At 42.7% G+C, this 23,228-nt stretch carries 18 protein-coding genes; 17 read left to right on the top strand and 1 reads right to left on the bottom strand.

Features of this window, described 5'->3' with window-relative positions:
* Nucleotides 1-26: 26 nt before the first annotated feature.
* Entirely contained in the window at nt 27-1,331 is a 1,305-nt protein-coding gene (locus tag BCT11_RS04310) for a type VI secretion system ImpA family N-terminal domain-containing protein (protein WP_186175414.1), read from the bottom strand.
* 622 nt (nt 1,332-1,953) lie between these two features.
* On the opposite strand from BCT11_RS04310, the gene BCT11_RS04315 reads away from it, so the two are divergent.
* From BCT11_RS04315 to BCT11_RS04395, 17 genes are all read left to right on the top strand, one after another.
* Nucleotides 1,954-2,553 (top strand): hypothetical protein, encoded by a 600-nt coding sequence (locus BCT11_RS04315; RefSeq protein ID WP_102387301.1) that lies wholly within the window; start codon nt 1,954-1,956, stop codon nt 2,551-2,553.
* Nucleotides 2,554-2,562: 9 nt separating this feature from the next.
* Nucleotides 2,563-4,080 (top strand): FHA domain-containing protein, encoded by a 1,518-nt coding sequence (locus BCT11_RS04320; protein ID WP_102387302.1) that lies wholly within the window; start codon nt 2,563-2,565, stop codon nt 4,078-4,080.
* Entirely contained in the window at nt 4,073-4,573 is a 501-nt protein-coding gene (gene tssJ / locus BCT11_RS04325) for a type VI secretion system lipoprotein TssJ (protein ID WP_081094945.1), read from the top strand. Before BCT11_RS04320 ends, tssJ begins: the two co-directional genes overlap by 8 nt.
* Before the next feature lie 11 nt (nt 4,574-4,584).
* Nucleotides 4,585-5,910 (top strand): type VI secretion system baseplate subunit TssK, encoded by a 1,326-nt coding sequence (tssK, locus tag BCT11_RS04330; protein ID WP_102387303.1) that lies wholly within the window; start codon nt 4,585-4,587, stop codon nt 5,908-5,910.
* Entirely contained in the window at nt 5,907-6,698 is a 792-nt protein-coding gene (icmH, locus tag BCT11_RS04335) for a type IVB secretion system protein IcmH/DotU (RefSeq protein ID WP_038867806.1), read from the top strand. The genes tssK and icmH overlap by 4 nt, the downstream gene beginning before the upstream one ends.
* A gap of 149 nt (nt 6,699-6,847) precedes the next feature.
* Nucleotides 6,848-10,141: a PAAR-like domain-containing protein gene (locus BCT11_RS04340; protein WP_102387304.1), complete on the top strand. Its 3,294-nt coding sequence runs from the start codon at nt 6,848-6,850 to the stop codon at nt 10,139-10,141.
* Nucleotides 10,142-10,699, top strand: coding sequence for a hypothetical protein (locus BCT11_RS04345; protein ID WP_038867802.1), 558 nt, complete (start codon nt 10,142-10,144; stop codon nt 10,697-10,699). It begins immediately after the preceding gene.
* The gene (locus BCT11_RS04350) at nt 10,700-11,059 is read left to right on the top strand and encodes a hypothetical protein (RefSeq protein WP_102387305.1); all 360 of its coding nucleotides are present in this window, start codon (nt 10,700-10,702) and stop codon (nt 11,057-11,059) included.
* A 67-nt stretch (nt 11,060-11,126) separates the two neighbouring features.
* Nucleotides 11,127-11,297: a PAAR-like domain-containing protein gene (locus BCT11_RS04355; protein WP_241908981.1), complete on the top strand. Its 171-nt coding sequence runs from the start codon at nt 11,127-11,129 to the stop codon at nt 11,295-11,297.
* A 43-nt stretch (nt 11,298-11,340) separates the two neighbouring features.
* The gene (locus BCT11_RS04360) at nt 11,341-11,955 is read left to right on the top strand and encodes a hypothetical protein (RefSeq protein ID WP_102387469.1); all 615 of its coding nucleotides are present in this window, start codon (nt 11,341-11,343) and stop codon (nt 11,953-11,955) included.
* 213 nt (nt 11,956-12,168) lie between these two features.
* Entirely contained in the window at nt 12,169-12,627 is a 459-nt protein-coding gene (locus tag BCT11_RS04365; RefSeq protein WP_061036018.1) for a DUF6392 family protein, read from the top strand.
* Nucleotides 12,628-12,682: 55 nt separating this feature from the next.
* Nucleotides 12,683-13,135, top strand: a complete 453-nt coding sequence (locus tag BCT11_RS04370; protein WP_102387306.1) for a DUF6392 family protein — start codon at nt 12,683-12,685, stop codon at nt 13,133-13,135.
* Between the two features lie 354 nt (nt 13,136-13,489).
* Nucleotides 13,490-15,646, top strand: coding sequence for a TonB-dependent receptor (locus tag BCT11_RS04375; RefSeq protein WP_102387307.1), 2,157 nt, complete (start codon nt 13,490-13,492; stop codon nt 15,644-15,646).
* Entirely contained in the window at nt 15,640-16,179 is a 540-nt protein-coding gene (locus BCT11_RS04380) for a YfiR family protein (RefSeq protein ID WP_102387308.1), read from the top strand. The genes BCT11_RS04375 and BCT11_RS04380 overlap by 7 nt, the downstream gene beginning before the upstream one ends.
* Nucleotides 16,176-18,101 carry a diguanylate cyclase gene (locus tag BCT11_RS04385; protein WP_102387309.1) on the top strand — a complete coding sequence of 642 codons (1,926 nt, stop codon included), beginning with the start codon at nt 16,176-16,178 and terminating at the stop codon, nt 18,099-18,101. The genes BCT11_RS04380 and BCT11_RS04385 overlap by 4 nt, the downstream gene beginning before the upstream one ends.
* A gap of 325 nt (nt 18,102-18,426) precedes the next feature.
* A complete protein-coding gene (locus BCT11_RS04390) occupies nt 18,427-22,077 on the top strand; it encodes a transporter substrate-binding domain-containing protein (protein ID WP_102387326.1) in 3,651 nt (1,216 codons plus the stop codon).
* Complete coding sequence (locus BCT11_RS04395) at nt 22,070-23,224, top strand: EAL domain-containing response regulator (protein WP_102387328.1); 1,155 nt, start codon at nt 22,070-22,072, stop codon at nt 23,222-23,224. The genes BCT11_RS04390 and BCT11_RS04395 overlap by 8 nt, the downstream gene beginning before the upstream one ends.
* Nucleotides 23,225-23,228: the final 4 nt, after the last annotated feature.

The following is a 23,228-nucleotide window of genomic DNA, read 5'->3' on the forward strand; positions in this document are numbered from 1 at the left end:
GCCTATAACTTCTTTTACTTGTATTGTTATTTGTTGTCGGTTTCCGCAGTTTGTAACTGGTTTATCTTATATAGGTAGGTGTTCAGTAAAAGGAGTGAGCGATCAATTTCCTTTTGCTGGGTGTTCTTTTCTGCGTATTCAATTCGACCAAGAAGCGGAAAAAGTGAATTACTGTACTCATACGCTTTCTTTGAATCTTTATCTGAGTTCTGTTTTGCGACATTGGCAAATACGGTCCTAGCATAGGCAAACCGTTTGTATATGACATCGAATTCAGCCTCGAAACGAGAACGTTGCTCTAAAAAATTCTCTCGAAGTTGCTGTGCAGATGACGAATCTGGATAAAGTATCGTTAACTCACTGGTGAGCTTATCTATCGTATTTACCTTACTAACTTTGACTGGATCAATCGTCCAATCTGTCATTAGAACGTCGAGACGATCGACCGTCGTTGACCTTAAAGAAGTAAGATATTCCTTGTTTTTAACGCTTAGTGAATCAACCAAGGTGGTGAGTTCGCTCAAAGAGGCATGTTCAATCTGGCCTTTAAGTGTTTGGTACTGGTGCTGCTTGTAAATGAAGTGCGACGCAAAAGCCGTCACCATTAAACCGATTATCGAGTAAACCATCACCTTGCTTGACTTAGAGCTCTCAACGCCTTTCTCTTCGCCCTTTTGGGATTGAGTTTTGGTTACTGATGGTTTTGCTGGTGGTGCGATTTCAAGCTTTATGCCTGTACTGTCGGGTTTCGCCTGTTTTGCTTCTATCGTTTTGGTTTCTTTTGCTTTTTGTTCTTTAAGCTCTTCAATCCATTGATTCAAAATACGACGAATACGACCAAACGAAGGCGCTTTAATGCCATAGTGAAGGCGAAGCTCTTCTTCAATCCTTAAACAAAGCTGATGAGCAGCCTCAATTAGAGGTAACTCTTCTTGCCTTACTTTATGTTTGTTGATGCGTCTTTCGGTGTTTTCAACCATCCATTCGATAGCGCCCATGCGAGCGTTAGCTTTCGAATGCTCTGGATAAGCGGTATACCAATACACCACACACAAATCGAGTAGAGAGTTTAACCCTTCAACAAGCCCTTTTAGACCCTCATTATGCGTTGCTGCGACAGTAAAGTAGCAACTACAGCGAAAGTCTTTTCCTTGTGTACTTAAAATCTTCTTTGAGAGCGTTTGAACCGTCTTCCATGAAACACGTCCAGTGACCTTATTTAGGTTATTTATTTGACGCTTTATTTCGTCAAAATCATCTAAGCCATTAGGGTTTGAGCCGCTGGGATTACTTTCATCGATCGGCCTTCTGGTGAAGTCGCTGAAAAACATAATGTCTAATTCCAACTGAGTATATATAAAGACAGTAACCAGTGATTAAAATATAAATACTGCACTATCATCTTTTTTTTGTGGGATTTTATAGGCAAAAGAAAGAAATTGAATAATAAATAATATGTAAATCAATGTAATTTAACTTAGTGTGACATTCGTTCACATTTCTGCTGTCAGGTGTTGATTTATTTGGCATTTGTAAAGGTGATGTGCATTCCATTTATAGTAAGAATATTCGATGCGAATTGGCTTTTATCATTTGCATTGATTATGAGAATGGTCTTAAATTTGAAGCAGTGTTGTATTATTAAAATTAAGATTAACTTGTTTAGTGGTCACTTTAATAGCGTTTGCTTATTAAATGTAGCCTGATGTGTTTGTTCGTTTTATAGATGGTTCCCAAATATAAGTAGCAACTAAATTAGTAAAGTTCATTATCTAACCAAATATATTCAAATTTTCCTTGCCGCCTTTATGAATATATCCATAGTTATATTGCTTTAATTCATAGGCGTTTTACCTTATTTGATGGCGCTATTTTTTACCTTATTGAAAAAGAAAAGAGAGTTGATATCTTTCGCCTCTAAGTATTATTACAAGGCTTACCTAGAGGGACGAAATGCTAAAACCAAGTCAAGTGGGGCTGATTTCAGCCATGTGTCTGTTTTCTACTTTTGCAATAGCGAAAGGGGAACGATATGGCGGTTCAGTAAACATGCTTATGGTGGAAAGCCACGACTACGACGAAGGTTCTAGCGGCGATCAAGAGGCTTTACGTTACGGCTTGGTGCATACGCGTCCAATCGACGAAAACAACAACCGTTGGCGTTGGTGGTTGGGCTTTAATTATCTCGCAGAAGACATTGATGCTCCGGCAAATGGCGTCTACGAAGAGGTCACTAATTACGAGCTTCGCGTTGTGCCTCAATATGCACTGAGCTCTTGGAGTATTTTTACCCCTTATATTGGTGCCGGCCTGTCTTTAGGGTATTCCCAGTATTCAAATCGTTGGAAAGTCGATCAGGATGGTTTCCGTTATGAAGCCATCGAAGACATTGACCAATTTGAACTTGGCGCTGTCGTTACGTTAGGTACCGCAATCAAACTTGGTAGCAACCCTGACGCCCACATTCAAATCATTCCGCAAGCTTCCTACATTCTTCCTGTTGTAAATGATGGATTGGGTGGCGTTGAACTCTCTGTTTCACTGCTATTTTAAGGTTTAGCAATGCGCTTACATCAGCTAGTCCTATTCATTTCGAAATGCCCAGAGGAATACACGGGTGCGAAGCATATTGAAATGCCGGAAGGTGGCGGCTCAGTAGGGCGAGCATCCAGTTGTACTTTGCCTTTGGCGGATCACAATCGCTTTATTTCAGGAACGCACTGTCTGATCAGTGTTTACGGTGATACGTATTACATCAGCGATGTCAGTACAAATGGCACCATGGTCAATGGCAACAAGATACTGAAAAACCAGCCAGTATCGATTGTCGACGGTGACATTGTTTCTCTGGGTCAATACGAAATTGGCGTGTCGCTAGAGCACGTTACTGCTTCACAAGACATTGCTGCCGATATTGCTCCTGAACGTGTTTCTAACGACCCGCTTGTCAACTTAGGAGAGGCGGTAGTCGAAGAGGAAGAAAAAGTAGGCGCATTAGAAGACTTGTTCATGGAAACAAAACAAGACGATGTTGATAGCCACGACCCTATTGCACACCTCAAGTTTTCCATGCAACGCGATGATGACCACTTAATCAGAAACGAAGAAAAAGATCAGGAACCACAACCTAGTTCTATCGAAAACACGCGTCAAATCGTAGACGACAGTTTCAGTATTCATTCCGAATTGGATTTGCCTAACCTGATCCCTGAAGATTGGTTGGGTACAGACACCAAAAGTAACGAATCAACGCCTGTTCAAACCAAGAGTGATTCACAGCCCCAAGCAAACACGCAGCAAGTTCCAGACGATTTTTACCGTAAAGAGACTTCGTCTAATGCTGAAGAGTCATTGATGAGTGACCGTTCGCCAAGTCATCAGGTGAACGGTGATGCTTCCTATCAACAGAGTGCGCCTAAAAGCGAACCGGTTGGACAAAAATGGGAAGAGGTCACGCAAGCGTTTATCCCTTCTTCACAAATAAAGGATAAAACTCAGCAGCCAGCGTCAGAAACAAAAGTCGGCTTTGTATCGAATTCGTCTTTCGATGGGGCTGGAAGTGAAACCCATAATGATATTAGCCAAGCATTCTACGAAGGGTTAGGTATCACCAACCCCGACTTGATAAGTAATGAAGCGTTGTTGTTTAAGCAAATGGGTACGTGCTTACGCTTGTGTATCGATAACTTGCAAAAAGACCTTCACGAAGTGGAATCTTTGAAAGAAGAGGAAGGGCTGAGCCAAGCAGAGTCGAATCTTGCCGAGCTCATGTTGACGTTAAATAGCCAGAATTTACTCGCGCCAAACGAACTAGTCGAACAGATGCTTGATGAACTTAATGATCATCAAATTATTTTTAATAAAGCGCTCAATGAGTTGCTGATTGAGCAATCAGAAACGAATGACCCTGTCACGTTTGCAAATGATGTAGCAAGCAAATCGATGTTTGCAACTAAATCTAAGCTCTGGGGCGAGTATTTGGAGTTTTACGCGAAGAACCGTCGTCAGTTCAACGAAACATCGTTGAAAGGTCTTATTAAAAAGAACTACAACAAAGCGATTAAGGGAAGCCATGCGTAGTATCGCTGTATTACTCGGATTTGCATTGCTATCCGGATGTTCCATGTGGGATCAGTTAAAAGAATCAACAGGCATCACGCCAGAAACTTCTTCTATTGAGTTAGTGATAGAGGCATCGTCGGTTTTAAACGTACGTGAGGGAGGCCAATCATCGCCAGTTATCCTTCGCGTTCATGAGCTAAGTTCGCCAGTACTTTTCCGTAGCCTAGACTTTTTTGCATTGTTTGAGAACGATAAAGCGTCATTGGGTGACGAATACATCAAGCGTTACGAATACCAAATCCAGCCAGGCGACAAAATCCACGAGATGTTAACGCTTGATCCAGCTACACGCGCTGTCGGCTTCTCGGTCGCTTTCCGTGATATTGATGGATCGTCATGGCGAAAAGTGGAAGTCATTGAAGAGAAGAGCGAGTACTACCTGAAGCTCAAGTTAGAAGGCAGTGAGTTGATTTCTGATAATACTCGCGGCATTGAACAAGTTTACTTTTAAGGAATAAAAGCATGTCTTTATACAATCCAGTTGTTTGGCAAGATGGAATGTTCATGAAGCCGCAGCACTTTCAGCAACTCGATCGTTCACAAAGTAAACTTTCTAGTATGTTGAGTTCAAACGCCTTGCCCCTGCATTGGGGCATTAAGCGTTTAGAAATTAACTCGCAGTTACTTGCGCTGGGTAAGATTGGCATCACTCGGGCAGAAGGTATTTTGCAAGACAGAACGCCTTTTGATTTGCCACTGTTGGCAGAATTGCCAGAAGTGAAAGACGTTGACCCTTCGATTGCCGACAAAGTGGTTTATCTCTGTTGCCCATTACCGTCAGAACGTTCTGAACTGTTCGGAACGAAGAAAGACGGCGCGCGTTACACGATGGAATCTCAAGAAGCGGTTGACGCTTGTTATGATTCAGAAGACATGGCAAACATCGTAGTTGGTAAGCTTAACTTCTGTTTGATGTATGACCATGAAGACAAGAGCGCATACACATCGATTCCGATCCTAAAAATTTCAGAAGTAAAGCCAGATGGCAGTGTTATCTTAGATGAGAGCTTTATTCCGACTTGTATTGATATTCATGCTTCAACCGTACTGAACAAGTTCGCGACTGAATTTGCTTCTATGTTGAAACACCGCGCTGAATCTATTGTTCAGCGTTTGGGTGTGGTGGATCAGCAAGGCGTATCTTCAGTTTCTGATTTTATGCTGCTCCAAGCGCTTAACCGATACGAGCCGTTATTTTGGCACTTTGCGAGTGCAGAAGGGGTCCACCCAGAATCTCTGTATCGAATTCTCCTTCAAGCGGAAGGTGAGCTTTCAACGCTTTGTTCAGCAACGCGTCGACCAATTGAGTTTACTAAATACAATCATGGTGACTTAACCAGTTGTCTATCACGTGCACTTGATAGTGCGAAGATGACGTTAAGTGTGATGTCTGAGCAACGAGCAATGCCACTGACACTGAAAGATCAGAATTACGGCATTCGAACAGCAGCAATCCCAGACAGCAAGATCATCGATACTACGACCTTTATTCTTGCCGTTAAAGCCGATGTTACACTGGATATCTTACATACCCAGTTTGTTAGCCAAACGAAGATCGGTTCTATCGATAACATTCGTGATCTGATTAACCTGCAGTTACCAGGTATCGAGATCAAACCAATGCCAGTTGTACCTCGTGCGCTGCCTTACCATGCGGGTTACACCTATTTCGAACTCGATAAGACGGGCGAAGAGTGGTCAGCACTGAAAAACACAGCGGCGATTGCGATTCATGTCGCGGGTGATTTCGCTAACTTGTCATTGCAACTTTGGGCAGTACGTCTATGAGTTATGCAGAAACCGATGTAACCGTCGTTCTATTTCAACCAGAGCCTGGCAAACCGATGGAGGTGATGCCGGCGCCTGATTTGTCGCGCAATATCGCCGTTCAAGACCTCAACATCGAGAGTATGGGTATCAACCCGTTAGTCGACCAATTCTCTTGGTTGATCGCGAGTCTGTCTTGTATGTCGTCGATTCCATGGCTAGATGACCCAATGCCGTTTCGTGAACAGGTGGCTCGTGAGATCAGAAAGGGCGAACGTAAGCTCAACGAAATGGAATTGGATCGCGCATCCATTTTGGTTATCCGCTACTGCTTGTGCGCAGCAATAGATGAGTCTGTCTGTCGTCAGGAGTGGGGAGCAAACAGTCATTGGAGCCAGAACAGTTTGTTGTCAGAGTTCCATAATGAGACCTCTGGTGGTGACAAGTTCTTCGTGATTTTGGAGCGCTTAAAAGCAGACCCTCGCAAGTACCGACACGTCATCGAGTTTCTCTATTTACTGCTTCAACTTGGCTTCCAAGGTAAGTACGGACGCGAAGAGCGAGGCAACGAAAAACTCGCGGAAATCGGCAGCACTATCTATCGACTCGTGCGTGATGAACGTTTAGCAGAGCAAGAGAAAGTATCTTTAGTCAACCTTAAAGCCAAATACCTTAAGAAGCCGTTAAAAAGGGTGATTTCACCCAAGCTGATTTTAGGGGTGAGCGCGATCACCTTTGCGGTCATGTATGTCGCGACCTACATGGTGATCGACCTTAAGTTTCAAAAGTTGTTGGAAATGTATCAATAACCAGAAGATCTCAAATTGAGATCTTCTGCCAGTTTTAAACTTTATCGTGAATATCACTGGCGATTTAGTGGAATTCACTAGTCATTTAGAGAGATTGCAATATGCGATCTCTTTTATTATTCAATCAACAAAATTCAAATGGATTGGTTATGGGCGTAACAGTTGGTGCAAATGGACTTTCAATAGTTCATAAAGGCTCAGGTGGTGAAGCGAATGCAACGCTCCCAGATGTTTGTTTAACGAAGGTCGGTAAGCCGATCGTTCCTATCCCTTATGGCAACAATGCTAAATCAGCAGACCTTGCTGGTGGCACCACGACTATCTCTATGGATGGTGGCAACAGTGTCGCGATCAAAGGCAGTACGTTCTCAAAAAGTACCGGTGATGCGGGCGGTGATAAAAAAGGCGTTGCATCCGGCACCATAGAAGCCGAAGCAAAATTCATCTCAGCCTCACCAACGGTTAAGTTTGAAGGTAAGGGCGTATGTCGTCTGTCCGATCAAATGACAATGAACAAAGCCAACACCATGTGTATTAGTGGCGCACAAAACCCATCGGTTTCTGTTACGGAAGAGCAGGAAGGGACGTATACGCTGGATATAGAGTGCCGCTATCCTGATGGAGAACCTCTTGCTAATGCGAAGTTTAAGGTTTTTGACGGGAATAATGCTGAAATAGGAAGTGGAATACTTGATTCTAATGGGCGCAGTAGTGTGTCCTCTTTACCCCCAGGTGAGTGCTATGTCGTCTACGAGGAAGATTCAAGAAAATATGAAGCTAAAACATCTCGTGGCTTAAATGGACATAAATATGAGTGGAGCGATGACGCGCTTTTTGCCCATTGTGCAAAAGAAAAACTCCCGTTTTGGGAGCCTAGAAGTGTCGACAGCGTCCGTAGTACTTGGGGTGTTTTTGACGAAAACTTAGGTTCAGATAAAGACTTTATCTCACTGTTAGCAACGGAAGTCAGAGCGCACTTTGAGTATGAGTTAACAGAGAAAGAAGCGAATGATATCTCGCAAAATATCGCGCTACTATTTGGCACAAACGATGATTATTCTGTAGTAGCAAACGAATTGATAGCTCAAGTCGCGCCAATCATTGATAAAAACGGTGTAACGCTTAACTTATTACATTCCATACATGAAGATGAATCGCACAACAATATACTGGCTCTTTTGAGGCAGCAAGGTTACGGTGATTCAGAGAAGTATTTAAAAGAATTAAACTGGGATGACTGGACAAAGTTAGTCTCTGGGCAGCTTGACACCATACTGAGCAAAGTCGTTCAACGATTTGATACTCTGTCAAAATACGCTTCGATGAAAGGGTATCAAGTTGCTTACGATACGTTGCAGGTTCAAGCAAAAAGTGCCAACGAAGTAAAAGCAAAACTACCAGATATCACCGCTTCAGGTATGGAGAAGCTGCAAGAGAAAAGTTCAAAACTGATTTCTAACGGTGGAAAGCCAAAAGTCGTGAATAACTTTTCTAATGGACAAACGACTCAATCCGAAAAAGTATCAGATGTCGTACACGCAGAAAGAACATTACCAGTACCTTTTGCATTGGAGTTGTGTTACGACGACAAAGAAAAAACACCAGTATCGAATGTACCTTATAAACTCACTTATAGTAGTGGTGAGGTCTTCGAAGGCCTACTTAATGGTAAAGGGGTCGCAAGTGTTTATGGGGTTCCTCAGCACGAAGTGCCGAAAATTGAGTTCGGTGACCGAGATAAAGCAGCCAAAGCCGAAGCGGATCGTCCGGCACAGTTAGACGTACTAAAAGAGGAAATCAAAAAGTATGCCGATTATCTTGTAAAAGAAACCATTGCTTACAATGCTACCCAGCCAAGTCCTCAGAAAGAATTACTTGAAGAGCTGAAGGCGCAAACTGAAGAAGAATTAAACGAACTTCGAGCGAGAAAAGCCGAGTTAGACAGTGCGTCGACGACAGAATACGTTTGGGAAATGGCTAAGTCATCAATCGAAGGGGTGGGAGATGGTGTAACAAACTATGTGCCTGACTTTGGCGAGATTGGCGATTACCTAGATGCGCTCGATATTGACCTCAGCGTATTAATTTATGCCATTACGACCGGTGATATTGATGAGCTAGAAGAAGCGTTAAAGCGAGTTGATCGAGGGGCTCTGTACTTACAAGAAGCAACTGAAGCGATGGAGCGACTACTTCTTATCATTTCTGATCAGGAAATTAGAGAATATCTGCTAACTATTCCTCAGCTATATCTGGACGCATTACCTGCAGATGAAGCGGTGAAATATAGCCTATCCCTAGCGACCCAAAAGGGTATTGATGGAGCAATAGTAGTTGGCGGGACTGCTGCCGGTACTGCCGCTGGCGGTGTCGGTGGCCCCGCAATGGCTGTCTTATTGACAGGTGCAACGACAGCGAGATCGGCTGGTAAAGCAGCAGAGCCTTTATTAAAAGCTTTGAATAATGTGGTTGCAGGCAAAAAGCATTCGAAAAATAACCATAAAGAGAAGCCTGAAGACGATGAGACTAAACTGGAGCGTGGGAAATGTTCACTGTGTGGAAAGCCTATTCGCCCTAAAGACAAAAAGCGTGGTAAGAAGAAAAGCAAGAAGACGGCCGATGAGGGCGACGAGTACTGTAGTGCAGAGAAAGGCTATCAGGGAGAGCTCTATGAAAAAGGCCACCCAAACTATGGGTATACAAAAAGAGGTGGAAATTTTAAAAATGCCACAACTGAAGAACAAAAGCATAATCCGTGGAAATTCTTAGGGTATGGCAGTCAATATAACCACCCTTGGTACAGGTTGGTCTATGACAAACAGAATGGTTCCTACACTCGACCACGTCATATTAAAGGGACTAAGGCATATGGAAAGAGCGCACCAAGCGGTATTCTTGCTGCGCATCACATTATTACAGTTAATGAAATGAAGGGAAACCACTTCCTTTTTGAGTTCTTACCTCAAGTTGGATATGATCTTAATGAAAAGCATAATATTACTGTACTGCCTATGCTTCCAGAACTTGGCTGTGATTTAGGTGTCCAGATTCACAATAGTAACCACCCTGATCCATATACACAATCTGTGAAAACCCGTCTCAAGAAGCTTGAAACCAAAATTAAAGCAGGCAAAGCGTGTAAGGGGGATCGGAATACGCTGCATAAATTAGTTGAAGAAATATCTAAAAAAGTTCTTGAGAGGATGAACAAGAATGTTGGTGGTAAACGGCCTGAAGAAGGGGTTATTTCTAGACCGGAAAAATGGGGAGATGACTATCTTTCTGGTAACAAAGGATGCCGTAACCAACTTAAAGAATCAGAAAAGTTGATTACGCATGGGGCATGTATTCATAGGTTAAGTGAAACAAGCCATGATTTACGTGATATAAGCGGTAATGTAGCGCCTTTGCCAAGAGTGAATAAAACGAAGATAGGTAAATAGATGAACTATTATCGAATGATGTGGAAGTTTATAGAAGATGAGGCGTCATTTTCTACAGAAGAGGTTTGGTATCGTGTCCATGATATCTACAACCCTAATATTAAGGCTTACACTACTCCTATAAAGGTAAGTGTTGATGAAGTTTACGAGCAGCGTCAAATGTCTGATATGTTGAAAGCAATTGACTTTTTGCCTCATAAAAAAGTAGTTCAACAACTGTTATCGCAACAAATTACTGGCATTCAGTTACTTCCGGCAGAGGTGGACGTAGATGGTACTATTTACAATGATTACTGGTTTATGAATGTCTTTGCTCGTTATCCAGTTTTAAATATCAGCGAGTCCGAGGCGGAGGACTTCAATGAAGATTATGAAGCTTATGAAGACCTGATGTTTACAGTTTTGGATAAAGACAAGCTGAGTAAAGTTAATGTTATGCATGACATCTTTCGTTGTTCTGAGTGCCCTGACCATATCATTGCTAATGAAAGAGTAAAGCAATTATTTGAATCTAATGGCTTTACCGGCGTTGCTTTTAATGAAGTGAAGGTGGTGTAAATGAACTGGAAAAAACAAACATACTTAGGGACCGAGTTGTTCTCACATAATGTAAAAGTAGATAGCTTGCTGAAAACTCCAGACCTTCTTTTCGACTTTACAATATACCCAGGGCTATATGTAAGTGATGATTTGGACCTAGATGAAGTATTTGAGTCACACCATGCAATGGTGAGTGTCATCACATCAAAGGAAAATTATGGGTATGAATTCATTCAAGCTGTTCCGAAAGGGCAGTCATCAGATAGCACTTCTCACATAGCATATGATGAAAGTGGGTTGTATTTATCTGAAGCTCTAGTTAATGCATTAATTAGCTGTAAACCAATAACGGTGATGCATAGACAGTTAAGCTTGTGAGCTATTTTCCAGGTAAGTCAAATACGATAAGCGCCGAAAGGCGCTTTTGTCATTGGCATAAGATTTAATCGATAAATTATGTAGATGCACATTCTCAAAAAGTACCGGTGATGCGGGCGGCGATAAAAAAGGCGTCGCATCCGGCACCATAGAAGCCGAAGCAAAATTCATCTCAGCCTCACCAACCGTTAAGCTTGAAGGCGAGGGCGTATGTTGCCTGTCCGATCAAATGACATGAACAAAGCCAACACTTTCTAAAGATGCTTAGAATAGGAAAATACATGAAATACGATAACCAGTATTATTTACTGTGTGAGTCTGGCCATGCCGGTTTTCATATGCTTGGGCAGGCTGAAGATTCTGATGAAGGGCTTGAGCACCTGATGGCTACACGTTCGTTAAAACGGGAAGTAAAAGGTCTTGGCAAGGTGGAAGTGTGTGAGGGGAACAAAAAGAGTTTCTCTCCTTGCGATTATCATGAAATTGCAGAGCAAATGGTATCGGAAAAATTTAGACAAGTATTGTTACCATTTGAGCTTCCGAGGGTCGATTTTTATCCAACAGAAGTGACTAACGGCGACAAAGTCTGGTCGAATTATTTCATGATGCATATTTGGAATAACTATAGAGCTATACATCAAGGGCGTTCAGTCATTGATGGATATGTGAAAAATGACTTTTTCTTAGAAGCCCTGTCGCTAGATGAAACGGTTTTAGACAAAATCCCGTTTGAAGAGCGTTTGGTATTTACCTTAGATGAAGATCCTAAGTTTTTGTTCCATGAAACAGTGGTTGATGCTCTAAAAGCGGCAAATCTTACCGGGGTTGGTTTCATAAGGGTTGACCAGTGGGGACCCGCAGCAATGTTTAGTGATGATGACTTCGGTGATTTATAAGTTTTTGCCCAACTAAACAATCGCTTATATGATCTTAGGCGTGGAACAAAAAGCAAGGCTTGTTAGCCTTGCTTATGTAACAAAGATAAATATTCGGAGTTATTAAAAAACGTATTTTTAAGTGAAGTTGCCACTTCTAAAAGTGTTGATTTATTCCCCTTAACTTTCATTTCTATATTAATAAATAGACTGTTACTCAAAAAGGAAAGTGTATTGACGGATGTTTTGAACTTCATTGATCAAATTGGTAATCAAACGTACGAGAACTTCATTAAAGAGAATTTGAGTAATGAAAATTATAAGATTGATGAAGATTCTCTCAACTATAGGAAAATAAGCGTCAGTGATGACGAGTTGATCTTTGAATTCGACCGTAAATCAAACTTACTGTTTTCCGTCGAGGTTAATGGCCTCAATGGGAAGGTCTTTCGACTTCCTGAACCTTTTAGTAGTGTCTTGAGCCGCTCTCAAGTACAGTCTCTCTTTGGAGATCCTATTTACTCTGTACCGTCCAAGAAAATTCTCAGCATACAAACAGGTTGGGTAGAACAATATAGTTGGTCTGATGAAAAAAACTTGTCTGTTTTAGTCTATTATACATACGAAAATGAAGTGATTAATGGATTAATCTTTATGCCAACCTCTGGGGTTAGTTGGGGAGAAGAAGGGTGAGGGATGAATAAGTTTATAGATTTATGGTCTCTAGCTATTAGGTTTTAAGGTGTTAATGACCCAATTATTTTTCATAGAACGAATTGGTACATATACATATCAAGATTTTGTAGATGGAGAGCATTTAAAGGGTGATGTTGAGCTTGACCAAGATGATATTGGGGAGTTTTCAGCGTCAATGGATAAATATGGCCTGACTCTCATCTTTGCCAAAAAAAGTTCACTTCTTGTATGTGTTGAAATATTAAATATAGATACTATTTACAACATGCTTCCAACTCCGCTGGAGGTTAGTATGGTTAGAAGTGATGTCTTAGAATTACTCGGCCCCCCTATTGCCTCCAAACCGCCTAGAAAGATAATAAGCCTTTTTACCGGCGGTGTTGATCAATTTAATTATAAGGAGCAAAGCTCCCTAGCTATGTTAGTTTACTATCATTATGAAGGGTTAGGTATAAAAGCCATCAAATTTAAAGATAGTCAGGCAATCTCTTGGGGAAACTCTTAGGATTTAAGTTTTAGACTTTGTTACTAGTAGGAAGTTACTTTAACCTAATTTAGGGATTCTTAAGATGTATATCAAAGAGGTTTGGGTAAAAGATGCACAGTTAAGCGCCTTTCGGCGCTTTTTACTTCCTACATCCAACACCCAACACCCAACACCCAACACCCATTATACTCACTATCTGGCACATCAATTAATCGTCTCGACAAAAATAACTCAGCGTAATTGGCGTTGGTTTAAAATGAACCACACTAGGGCAAATGGTACACTGTACTCATATAGATACACTGTAAATTAGCGTTTGAACCTCTTCCCCATAACATTGATATTTAGCGTTCAAACGTTGAGAAAACCCATATGCGTTTGTCGTTAAACCTCGTGATTGCATCCACTTTTGTAGCTGTTGCTCCAGTTGATGCTAACTATGATCTTGATTCCCTGCTAGAGATGCCACTGTGCTCGTTAGCAGACACAAAAGTTGTTTCGGCAACTCGTACCTCTCAATCCCTTGCGGACACGCCAGCTTCGGTTTATGTGATTACAGCCAAAGAGATCCAACGCTCTGGTGCTCGTTCTGTGGCTGATGCATTATCTTTGGCACCTGGTCTTCATGTCGCCAAGTTCTCCAATTACGATTGGGGGGTCAGTGTGCGTGGCAATAATGAAACACTTAACAACAAGATGTTGGTCATGGTAGATGGCCGCAGTGTGTTCAATCCAATGTCATCCGGTGTTAATTGGGATTTAATTCCCGTTAGCATGGACAACATTGCCCAAATAGAAATCGTTCTGGGCCCGGTTGGGACAGTGTGGGGTGGTAATGCCGTGACAGGAGTCATCAACGTCATCACTAAAGAAGCAGAAGGCTCGGCAAAAGGGAAAGTGTCAGCAAGCTTTGGTAATTATGGCTACAGTGAATATCAATTGCATCATGCAGGATCAATTGGTGAGTACACCAACTACAGTGTTTATGGTGAGTTTGTTGATCACATGCCTTGGACAAGTGATGAAGCTCGTGTGGCTCCGCTGCAACATTTTAACGTATACACTGAACGCTTTGGTGGCCGATTAGATTATCAAAAGCATGAACACACGTTGAGTGTACAAGCTGGTGGTATTCGCTCTCGCGAAGACTACAACTGGGGTAATTATCAGCCTCACTTTGTCATGCCCGGAGCAGAACCGGTCAACTTTTATGAAACCGAAATGACCATGCAAGAGTACTTCGTTGGGGGGCATCATATTTTTGATCGTCCTAGCGGAGACCGATGGGAAAATGAAGTTTGGTTAACCTATAGCTCTAACGACATTTCACACGATAATGCGCGATTTTTCCGAACAGATCTAGACTCCCATTATACCTTTTCAAATCTATGGGGAACCGAGTTTACTGTTGGTGCCAATATTCGGCTTATTGATGAACAGTTTGGAACTTTCGATAAACACGATGAAATGACGATGCCTTATTTGCGCTTATCGGACAGTCCAGATTTTCTCAACCAATCGTATGGTCTGTATGCCAACTGGAGTATTCCGTTGGACGAGAGAACCAAACTGACATTAGGTAATCGCTGGCAATACAACAACCTTACTCATCATGTCGATCCACAACCACAGGTGCGTTTGAGTTATGAGCTCGCGAATAACCAACGATTGTGGGCGGGTTGGGGTAAAGCAATAGTGACGCCGTCACGATTGGAACTGAACACGTATATGCGTGAAAACCATTATATGGAAAACGTACAGTTCAGCGACGGTAATTACTATGACTACTATTACAGTTACCTATTAAAAGGGAATGAAGACCTAGATGTAGAATCAGTCTCGACCTACGAGCTTGGATACCGTTTGTGGGATGAGAACAAACTGCAATTCAATATTGGTGGCTTTTATACTCGTCATGAAAATATTCGTGTTTATAAAACGGATTCTGCGACACAAGCGATTGTTACTGGTGGCTCATCACCGGGCACGGTTGGTACTGTTGTAGAGCAATACACATCCAGCTTAGTTGATCCGATCTGGAGTGAAAGTTTTGGTGGAGAGGTTTCTGTGAAGTGGCAACCTCGTCAAGACATTCAAATAAACGCCAATTACAGTTACAAGCGTATTGTTGGCCATTGTGAGGGCGCCATTTGCTCTAACAACAAGGCCGTGAAACGTATGATTGAAAATGAGCCAAACCACTTTGTTAACGCACAGGTAATGTGGGACATCACGCCACAATGGTGGGTCAGTGTGACTGGTCAGTATGTTTCTGAATCTAAGTTACACGATGATTACGAGTCGGCTTTGAATCCGGTTAACGTAGCGAATAAAGACTACAATTGGCCAGAAGTGGTTTCGTTTGATGCATCGGTAAGTTGGCAATACAACGATTGTTTGCCACACATTACAGCGTCGGTAGAAAATCTAGGTGCAGACCAAAGCAAAGAGTTTCCCAACAACTACAACCCTTTCGCTAATGGAACGCAATACTGGCTAACGCTCGATTGGAACTACGCTCAATGGTAAAACGGTTTGAGCGAAGCTCAGCAGTGAAATGGGTAATAATGATTTGGGCACTGCTCAGCGCGACGTTTGCCTTTGCTCAATACGATGATGCGGAGCTGAAAGCCGTTTATTTATATCGTTTTGCTTTGCTCGCCGATTGGATGGCGACGGGGGAATCCATCGCCCCAGTTGAGTATTGTGTGTCTGAAAGTGACTCCGTTGGCGAGCACCTTAAAAACATCGTTGCTCGTAAGCCGCAGTTGTCTCGTTACTATGATTTATCAAATCCGGTGACGCCGAACACCTGCCATATCTTGTACATACCGCAAGCAAAGAAGTCCCAAATCTTATTGTTGCGCGATCAATACCCTCATTCGTTGTTGATCAGTAATGGCGAAGAGTTCGTGAAAATAGGGGGGATGGTCGCCTTTGTTAAGGTAAACAATCGTATTCGTCCTATGGTATCTCGTAGTCACGTCGCGCCAACACAGATACAACTGCGTGCCCAACTATTGAGTATCTCCTTATTGGTTGAAGATGAGGTCGCGCCATGATTCGCTCTCGTCTCGCTCGTTTGCCTTTAAGGCATAAGATGATGTTGCCTACATGGCTAATGATTACTCTTATTGTCATTGGTCTTGGTACGCTCGCGATTCAATACGTGGTACTTGCACAAGAAAAGGCGTTGGAGCGTCGTATTGATATTCTTGGCCAAGGGGTGGCGAACACGCTACAAGCGGCATTGATGTTTGATGATGCATACACGGCAAAAGAGCAACTGACCAACCTGAGTTTCGATCCTGACATTATTTCCGCGGTCGTGATCAATCAGCATGACAAAACAATTGCGTCGATAGAAGATCTGCCAGCAGGTTGCCACTGGCAAGAGCGTCAGGTGATTTGTTCACATCTCAACGTTGTGATGCGTCATAACGATGTCTTATTAGGCGATGAGAAGTTGGGCGCACTCGAAATATGGGTTTCTTTAGAGAACCTATTAATAAACGAACGGAAAATGTGGTTATCGCTTGGCGTTATCGTTTTCTTACTTTCGTTGTGTGCGTGGGCGTTGGCAAAGTTACTACACTCATTAATTTCATTGCCATTGCTGTCGTTGCATCGTTCTGTTGAGCATATGAGTCGTGTCGGGGTCCTCCGAAAAACATTGCCAGTTTATCATCAAGATGAAGTTGGTAAGCTAACAGAATGCTTTAATGAAATGACCATGAGTCTGGCTGAACGTGAATCACAAGTGGCGCAAGTGTTAAAGCGTGTTGAAGATAAAAACCGTTATATCCATAGTGCACTCGACGCAATGCAACGTTGCGTACTCGTAGTTTCGTCAAATCACCAGGTGACGTACTTCAACCCTATAGCGGCAAAAGAGCTAAAAGGGATGGAATCAAATTCGGACGCGAGAAGCCTTTTGATGAGTCACTTCGAGCCTATGTTGAAAGTAGAGCGTATCCTGTTTGCAATCGATACGCATACTACAGTGAAAGGGTTAGAAGTTCGTAGTGTTGACAAGACTAAGCGCTATTTGATCTCTTGTAACCCGATGGACACAGAAAAGAGCAGCTTGATTCAGCTTCAAGACATTACGGAGCAAACGCTATCGGAGCAAAGACGTAAGCTACTCGATTTAATGTTTGATCAAAACCAAGACGCCATATTGGTATTGAATCGAGCTTTAAGCGTTCAAACTCAAAATCAATCTGCGACACAGTGGTTTGGTGAGGTTAATGCATTAAAAGGTCTAGAATTGTTTTCACCTTTTGAAGTGACGAAAGCGATTAAATTAAGGTTATTGAAAACGGGTCACTATAAAACGCACGTTGATGTAAAAAACCAACAAGGGCGTGTGATGCCGTGTGAGCTGAAGGTTCGCGCTTTGAAGAGTGAAAATGGACGTGCAGAAGCGTTTGTGGTCTCATTTACGGACTTGACGATTGACATCGAGTTAAAACGTTTAAATTATCAAGCAAACCATGACCCATTAACCGGCTTAGCCAACCGCTCAAAAGCGTTACGTCGACTCCAGGAAAAGCATGATGTGGGTGCCTCACAGCATATTTTATTCTTAGACCTAGATGGATTTAAAGCAGTTAATGACCAATACGGTCATGCGGTTGGCGATCAATTATTGAAAGCCGTTGCTCAACGTTTGGTCAACTGTGTGGCGAGAAGGGATCTTGTGTCTCGTCTTGCTGGCGATGAATTTTTGATTGCGGTTCGTGAGGCTTCGAGTTGTGAGCCGATCGCGAATCGCATCATAGAAAGCCTAGCGAAGCCCTTTTACTTTGGCGATATCACTTGCTATATCTCTGCAAGTATCGGTATGAGTTATTGGGCGCGAGAAGATAACTCGACGTTGGATGACCAAATTAACGCTGCGGATATGGCTATGTATCTTGCGAAAAAGGGCGGTAAGAATCAGTACCAAGTCTGTTTAGAGCCTGCTTGTATTTTGGATTAACTTAATAGCCACACACTATGCGAACAAGCGTCAAGTACGAGCAAATAGAGGTGTGGCTTTTAAATGTACGTCATTGTCCATTTTATCTTTTCAGAATAGAACGCATGTTGTTCTGTTTGATTTTTGAGCGAAAGACGTTCTGTTGATGATGAGATGGTGAACGCAATTTCGTTGTAGTCCAAGGTGGATAATGTTGTAAGAATGTCCTTACTAATTATTAAAAATTATCATCTTATCAATAAGATAAGATTAATTCGCTAAGTTTCGAAATTTGACATTTAAACTGTGCAAATTAGTCTGAGCTCCCAAGTCGTGGAAGCCAGTTATGCTTAGCATTTTTAGAAAAAACATCGTATTCATTTTTGCATTCATTGCTATAGCGTTTTCAAGCGTTTCTTTTGCTGCGGATGAGCCAAAAGAAACGGTTGTTGTTGGGGTTATTGCTCAGCATTTAGAAAATCCCCAAGTAGGGGATGAAATCGGTGCTTTCTACGGGATCAACCTTGAGTATCTGACTAACATCGCCAGAGTATTGAACCTCAAACTAGAACTTCGTTCCTATAAAACCATTCCAAAGTTATTAAAAGCCATCGAAAGTGGGCAAGTCGACGGTTCGGTAGGGTTTAGTAAAACGGCAGAAAGAGAAAGGCATTTCTTATTTTCTGAGCCATTTTTCACCAGTACTATAGCCGTTTGGTACCGCGACAGTAATTACATCCTACGCGATCCACGCGAGCTTGCATGGGTGTGCGTAGAAGGCGCGGTTTACTGTGACTATATTCGTGAAACTGGCGCGACCAATGTTCGTCCAGTTAAAACTCGACTTAAAGCTTTTGAAGAAGTGCGCAGTGGTCGTGCAAATGCGTTAATTTCGACTTACGTGGCGATCAACCAATACCTTGATGAGAATGACATTGTTAGTGGTACGGTGGATATTCCTGATTGGTTGCGTTCAGAAGATGTGAGCTTCATTACTTCAAAATCCAATCAAGCTCTTGTCGCTCGCATTAATCGAATTTTGAGCTGGGAACGAAAGGGAAAAAACATTCGATCTGTTGCCTCTAAAAATCCTTACCACGTTAACGACAAACTGCTCGTAAAGTATCGTCAAGAAGTAGATACTGATACAGCGATCACCTACAGTAGCAGCGAAGAAGCGTTTCCGTTTCTTTATCGTAATACCCATACTGCTCGTCTTGATGGGTTCCTTCCTGATTTCATCGACCTAATTCGTTCAAGAACGGGGCTAAAATTTGAATACATAGAACCGACGAATAGACTAGACAGTGGGTTGACCGCATTTTCTTCTGATCTTGTCCCCGTTGCTTATGTCGATCATGTTCGCTCGTCTGATTGGCTAATTACTAAGCCGTTTATGCACAACAACTTTGTCGCGATTGAAGCGCTAGATGTGGAGAATCATCCTCCTCACGATGCGACGTCGGGCATTTTGATGAGTTTAAAAAAACAGGGACTGGTTAACTTAGGCTCATGGAAAGAAGAGCGCTTTACTCGTTATGACGACTTGAAGCTACTTCTTAGTGATCTAAAGAACGGCGAAATTGATGTGGCTTACGTGCCTGACGATATTGTTCACAGCATGATTGCGCAAGATAACATTGATGGACTGTTGATCAGCGAAAAGGATGTCCTGACGTTGTCGATTGCCTTTGCCGTTGCCAACCACAATACCAAGTTGAAGAAAATCTTGGATAGCATCATCGATACGATTGATGCCAAAGAGATCGACAAGTTGAACCGGACTTACCGCAACTTCAACCTTGTCTATGGCTATGATGAAGAAGAGATTACCACCATTGTACTGTTTGTTGCGGTCATTTTTGCGGTGTTTCTCGCAGTCGTCTACTTCGTATTGGCGCACCTCAAGCTGAAAGTGAACCTTGCTGAGCTCAATGCCACTAATGAAGAGAAAGAAAAACAGTGGTTGATGGAGATAATTCAAGAGATTAACAGCATTGTTTTTATCCATGGTGAAGACAACCAGATTCAAATGAGTAACTGCTCTTTGTTCCTAAATAGGCGATGCAATGGTTGCACCATTCTCGACCGAGAAACCGCAAAACCATTGGTCGACAATGCCCTTGAACTGCGTGAAGTCATCGAAGGTAAACGTGTTACCGATACTAGCGCATCTACCGGTTGCAAAGCTGGTATTCAACACGTGTACCGCGAGCGAAAAACCATCCTTTCACCAAGCAGCAAGAAAAAATTTGTCCTAACGGTTCTTCAAGATATTACCGAACAAAAAAAACGTGAGTTTGCCTTGATCGATGCTCAGGAGAAAGCTCAAACGGCAGTGCGTGCACGTGAAAACTTCTTAGCGACCATAAGCCACGAACTGAGAACGCCACTGTCTGCGGCGCATGGGTTACTCGACTTATTAGAGCGTCAAACTCGAAGCGACACCAATAAAGAACTCATCACGCAAGCCATGCGCTCTCTTAATCACCTCAACGTGCTGGTGGACGAGGTTCTGGATTATTCAAAGCTTGAAGCAGGACAATTAAAAGTGACACCAGTAAAAACCAACGTCATTACAACCTTATGCGATGTTGTGCGTAGTTTTGAACCCAAAGCGCAGAGTAAGGGACTGGATTACCGAGTGACTGTTAAACCCTTTACCAACCCTTGGTCAAAAGTAGACGCGGTTCGACTCGTGCAAATTACGACGAACATCTTATCAAATGCGGTCAAGTTTACTTCTGATGGTGAGATACGGATTAGCATTGCGCTCAATCAAGAACAACTGATTCTAAAAGTCGCCGACACCGGCATCGGCATGACGGAAGCGCAGTTGGATGGGATTATTCAACCATTTGTCCAAGCGGACGATACGATCACTCGTAAATTTGGTGGTACGGGCTTAGGGCTAAGCATTGTTGATGGCCTTGTGAGATGCATGGGCGGAGACCTTCAGATTAACTCTGAATCGGGACTAGGGACGACCATCGTGGTCAAACTACCTGTTAAGCTTTGCAAACCCAAAGCGCAGCCTTCTATTGTATATAGCTACTCGCCGACATTGCCTGCCAATATTCGCGATTGGTGTGAAGTATGGGGAATGGAAGCGACCGATATTTCCCCAAGTCTTGCTGGAACATTTTCTGAGGAAGGGAAGTACCAAGGACTTAATTTGAACTGCGGTTGTAACGCCATATGTTCACTAACCGCAGTAGAAGCAAAATATCCAGATACGTTGTTAAGTCTGTTGAGCCAAGGTTGTACACCGACAGTTGAGCCGATTAAGCCAGTAGATAAGGTCTCTTGGAAGCACGGAACGGTCTTGGTCGCAGAGGACAACCCAATAAACCAAAGTGTCATAACCATGCAGCTACGAGAACTCGGTATAGAACCCGTAATTGTGAGCAATGGTTTAGAAGCATGGCAATACGTAAATCAGGACGAATTCGTTACCTTGGTATTAACCGATTTCCATATGCCGGCGATGGATGGTTTTGAATTGGTGAACAAGCTCAAAGCAAATGAGGAGCTGTCTAAAATCCCAGTTATTGGTGTGACCGCAGAGGATTCCCGTCTGGCAAACGAACGAGCGAAAACCATAGGGATCGACGACATTCTCTTTAAGCCATACGACCTTGAGCAGCTTAAGGTGAAATTGCTGCCTTACTTGAGTGAACAAAAAACCAATCTTTGGCCTGAATGGCTAGAGAAGTTTAGAGCGCAGGATGCAAAAGAGATCGCTAATGTCTTTAAAAGCTCGATGACGCAAGACGTAACCAATTTAAAAGCGGCAGAAAGTAAACAAGAGAAGAAACGAATTATTCACGGTATTAAAGGGGCGTTAGGGGCGATAGGCGTCACTATCTTAGCTGAGTTATGTGTTGAAGCCGAACAGGCAAGTGACGCGGATTTCGATTCGCACGTCACAGAACTTATTGACCGGATAGAACACGAAGTTAACCTCGCAGGACACTGGATTAAAGCTCATGAATAAACCACTGAACACGATGGTGATCGATGACCATCCTCTACAGATTACGTTGTTAAGGCAGATGTTATTACGTAACGGTGTTGATGTTGCTACTTATGATAAGGTCGACGATGCGATAGCACATGCGAAACATAACAATTTAGATGTCATCTTTTGTGATTTACAAATGCCAGAGAAAGATGGCATCGACATGATGGAGATGCTCAATCAAATTGGCTACAAAGGCAAAGTTGTTCTAGTCAGTGCGATGGAGCTGACGATAGTGACAGCCGTGCGTGCGATGTGTGAAAGCTTTAGTTTTGAAGTGCTTGGAAAGCTATTGAAACCATACGAAGAGCAGCAAGTCATCGATATGCTGACTCAAGTGAACCTAGAACCAGTCAAAAGCACCAAATTTAACCAATGCGTAGACGTTCAAGACCAAGAGTTTTTGTTTGCGCTTGGCGAGGGACGCATCAAAAACTACTACCAACCGCTGGCGGACGCGAACAGTGGTGACATTATCGGATTTGAAGCTCTGGCTCGTTGGTTTCATCCCATCTATGGTGTTTTACCACCACATTGTTTTTTGCCGATTGTTGAACGTTGTCATTTGTCCGCCGAGTTGTTTGATGCCGTGTTTAGTAACGCGTTATACGACATTAAGCATCGTGGACTCACTCAAAAAGTCTCAATCAACGTTGACCACGATAATCTTGAAGATTGCGAGTTCGCAAGCCAGTTCATTCAGCGTTGTTACGAAAACGGCATCAGCCCAGACCAATTTACAATAGAAATTACCGAGCGTGATACTTTTCAGACCAGCGCCGCGCTCTACAAAAACTTACTCAAATTCAGAATGAATGGCGTGACGGTGAGTATCGATGATTTTGGTACTGGCTCGTCATCGCTAGAAAAACTCGCTCAATTGCCTTTTAACGAACTGAAAATAGACCGCTCGTTTATACAGGGGGTAGTGAATGACCCGAAAAAGAAAAACATCGTGCTCGCAATATGTGCACTAGCAAAAAGTCTCAACATTAGCGTCGTCGCAGAGGGGGTGGAAGACGAGATTACGCTGCAAGCCATGCGCCAATACACGATCGATGTTTGCCAAGGCTATTACATCGATAAACCAATGCCTTTAGAAGCCATAACAATACTGAATTAAAAGA

Source organism: Vibrio sp. 10N.222.52.B12, assembly GCF_002875385.1.
Classification (GTDB): domain Bacteria; phylum Pseudomonadota; class Gammaproteobacteria; order Enterobacterales; family Vibrionaceae; genus Vibrio; species Vibrio jasicida.